2 protein-coding genes and 1 pseudogene are annotated in these 2987 nt (G+C 52.1%); all 3 read left to right on the top strand.

Annotated features, from left to right (window positions below; translation table 11 throughout):
- A pseudogene (locus Q0294_RS00600) lies at positions 1-598 on the top strand (hypothetical protein); the annotation flags it as partial.
- A 2-nt stretch (positions 599-600) separates the two neighbouring features.
- Complete coding sequence (locus Q0294_RS00595) at positions 601-1584, top strand: hypothetical protein (protein ID WP_299459581.1); 984 nt, start codon at positions 601-603, stop codon at positions 1582-1584.
- A gap of 67 nt (positions 1585-1651) precedes the next feature.
- Entirely contained in the window at positions 1652-2689 is a 1038-nt protein-coding gene (locus Q0294_RS00590; RefSeq protein ID WP_299459578.1) for a glycoside hydrolase family 5 protein, read from the top strand.
- The last annotated feature ends 298 nt before the right edge of the window (positions 2690-2987 follow it).

Here is a 2987-nt window from a genome sequence, read left to right as displayed (position 1 = left end):
CTGCATCTGCCTCAACGTCTGGTCCAGACGGTCCGCGGGCGCGATGCAAGATGAACTGTCTGTTCTCAAGGCAGAACTGGAACAGCTTCAGGAACAAGTGGATGCTGATGCAGATGTGTTTGAAATCATTGACTTCGTTAAACTCTGGAAGAATGATCGGGCAGATCTGCAACTGCATTTTTCCATTCTCCAGAAATGCATTCCGAAAGCGTCTCGCTGTCAGCTGAGTGATCTGCAGTTTCATCAGCAGCCAGATGACCCAGGGGTCCTGGTCATTGCAATCAGCGGACTTGCAGATCGTACGGAAACGGTCGTGGAACTCAGTCAGAACATCCTTCGGAACGGTCACTTCCGCCAGAGCCCCTATCAAATCGAACGCACAAATGGATCGGGGAACCTGAAGGTGAATTTCCGGATTAAGCTGGAACCTTTGACCCCGCAGATTTCTGCAGATATTGATGAAGTGATGGACGAAGTCACAGACGAAATGGCTGAGGAAGCCACTGACAAAGCCACTGACAAATCTGCCGGCGGAGTTACTGACGAAGTTACTGACGAGAAGTCAGTTGGCGATTCGCAAGATCCGGGCGGGGTGTAATCATGTCATCAAAAAAACTTTTATTCTCTATTCTTCTGACCGTCGTGCTGGCTCGACCAATGTGGTCGTTTGCGTCGGGGATTTTCTGGAAGTCGACTGAGGAACTGCAGGCTGGAATCGACGAAACACTGACAGAGATAGAAGACGCATCAAACATAATCGACGAAGCCAGGATGGCACGCAATGACCTGAAGCCGGTACTGGAACGATGCCTTCCCGAGCCGGAGTCGACAGCGGCAACGTTGTTTCAGAAGTGGATCTACGAAAGCGCGACAGCGGCCGGTCTTCGAGACACCGTTGCCAGGGTGGGAGAATTGGAACGAGAAAGTGACGAGGCACTCTGCGGAACGATTGCCGCGGATATTGTGAGCACCGGAACTCTTTCTGAAATGTCAGTGCTGCTGCATACGATCGCGGAAGACTCCGTCAATCAGCGAGTCCGAGATCTGGAGATCACTCCGCTGGAAGATGGCAGCGGGCTGGCGAAGTTTGAATATCGAGTGGAAACTTTGACGACAATGAAGGGATCCGGTGCGGTCCTGCCGTCGGTGGCGGCGACGCTGAACAGACTTCCCGAGGAGCAGTCAAGGAATTTTCTGCAGCCTCTTTTCCCGAATGTTCTTCCGGCCCCGCCTGCCCCTCCCGCACCTGTGATGGTTCAGGCGACAACGCCGCCTCCAGCTGCTCCGGTTCCTGCTTCGCGACCGCCCATTGCCCCTTCGCCACTGGTTCTTGTGGGCACAATCATGTCCGGATCAGAAGTAAGAGCCATGTTTTTTGATCCTCAAGGGGGCGCCACGAGAACTGTCGTGGTCGGCGATGAACTTCAAAGCAGAGATTTCAACGCTAAAATCATGGCCATTACAAACAACAGTGTGATGCTGCGTATGAGTGCAGGAATCACGGAGATCCGGCTTTCACAGGCATTATCCTCGATTCCTCAATTGCTGTGGAATCCTGTGTTGGTTTTATCCGCCGGTGGTTAACCTGTGGCATTTTAGAGACGGCAGAATTCCCCTTGTCACTGTTTATTTCCTCAGGAGTCTTATCTCAATGAATCAAAGATCCCATGTTCTTTGCAGATCATTCCTTTTAATTTCGCTGCTGCAGTGTCTGTCACAGAATGTTTTCGCCGACGAACTCGCGAAAATATCCACGGCTCAGGAAGCAGCAGACAAACTTGGCGTCGGCATCAATCTTGGCAATATGCTCGATGCCCCTAACGAAGGTGACTGGGGTGTTCGATTTGAAAACGACTATGCAGCGATCATTCGCAAAGCCGGATTTCAACACGTCAGGCTGCCAGTGAAATGGTCGGCACATGCTTCAACGAAAGCCCCTTTCAGGATTGATCCCGCTTTTGTTGCGCGAGTCAAAACGGTGATGGCTGTCTGCAGAAAGCAGGGTCTTCGTGTTGTGCTCAACATTCATCACTATGATGAAATGCACGTGGCCCCTGGTAAAGAGACGGATCGATTCCTCGCGATCTGGCGGCAGCTGTCGGACTTGTTTGCATCACAACCAGAGACGGTCTACTTCGAAATTCTCAATGAACCGCACGACAATCTGACGACGCAGGAATGGAATAAGATCCTTCCTCTTGCTCTCGAAATTATCAGGAAAAAGAACCCCCAACGGGCCGTGATTCTGGGAGGCGGAAACTGGAACTCACCTGACGAACTGATCCATCTGAAACTTCCGGCGGAAGATCAGATGCTGATCGCCACAGTTCACTATTATCGACCTCACGAGTTTACACATCAGGGCGCGGAGTTCCTGGGTGACAAGGCTCCACCAGCGGGAAGAAAGTTTCCTTTTAATCAGGCAGAAAGAACGGCTATTGAGGATGATTTCCAACGGATCGCGGACTGGTCCGTGAAGAATCATCGCCCTGTGTATGTCGGGGAATTCGGTTGCTATCACATGGCCCCTGGCGAAGACCGATTACGCTGGACGCGGACCGTTGCAGGCCTCTGCAGAAAACACGGATTCGGATCTGCCTACTGGGAGTTCTGTTCAGGGTTCGGAGCCTGGGATCCTGTTCGCCGAGAATGGCGCACCGATATCCGCGATGCGATTCTTAAGCCGTAATCGCCACGCTGTCTCCATCGCAGGATTTCTGCACCGCAAAACAACTCCTGCGGGAGGGATCTGACCGCTTGCCCTGCGATGCCGTGACGTGTCCCACGCTGACAGAAGTGCGGAAACACTGAGGTTGCGAGTACTTCAGAGCCGGATCCCCGTCGCCGTTGATGAATACCCGTGAGGTGGTGACAGTTTCAGGGACAGGTCATTCTCTTATTTTGAGAGTTTGATTTTACACGCCGATCTCCAAACCCGGTTTGGAATAGAGAATGAAAGTATCTTACGAAGAAGATTTAGCCAATCG

Source organism: uncultured Gimesia sp. (genome assembly GCF_937919775.1).
GTDB lineage: Bacteria > Planctomycetota > Planctomycetia > Planctomycetales > Planctomycetaceae > Gimesia.
Note: the sequence above shows the minus strand (reverse complement) of the source record. Positions and strands in the feature narration are given on the sequence as shown.

Excerpts from the sequence above, each read along its gene's own strand:
- Q0294_RS00590 (WP_299459578.1), top strand. The coding sequence starts at position 1,652 with ATGAATCAAAGATCCCATGTTCTTTGCAGATCATTCCTTTTAATTTCG.
- Q0294_RS00595 (WP_299459581.1), top strand. The coding sequence starts at position 601 with ATGTCATCAAAAAAACTTTTATTCTCTATTCTTCTGACCGTCGTGCTG.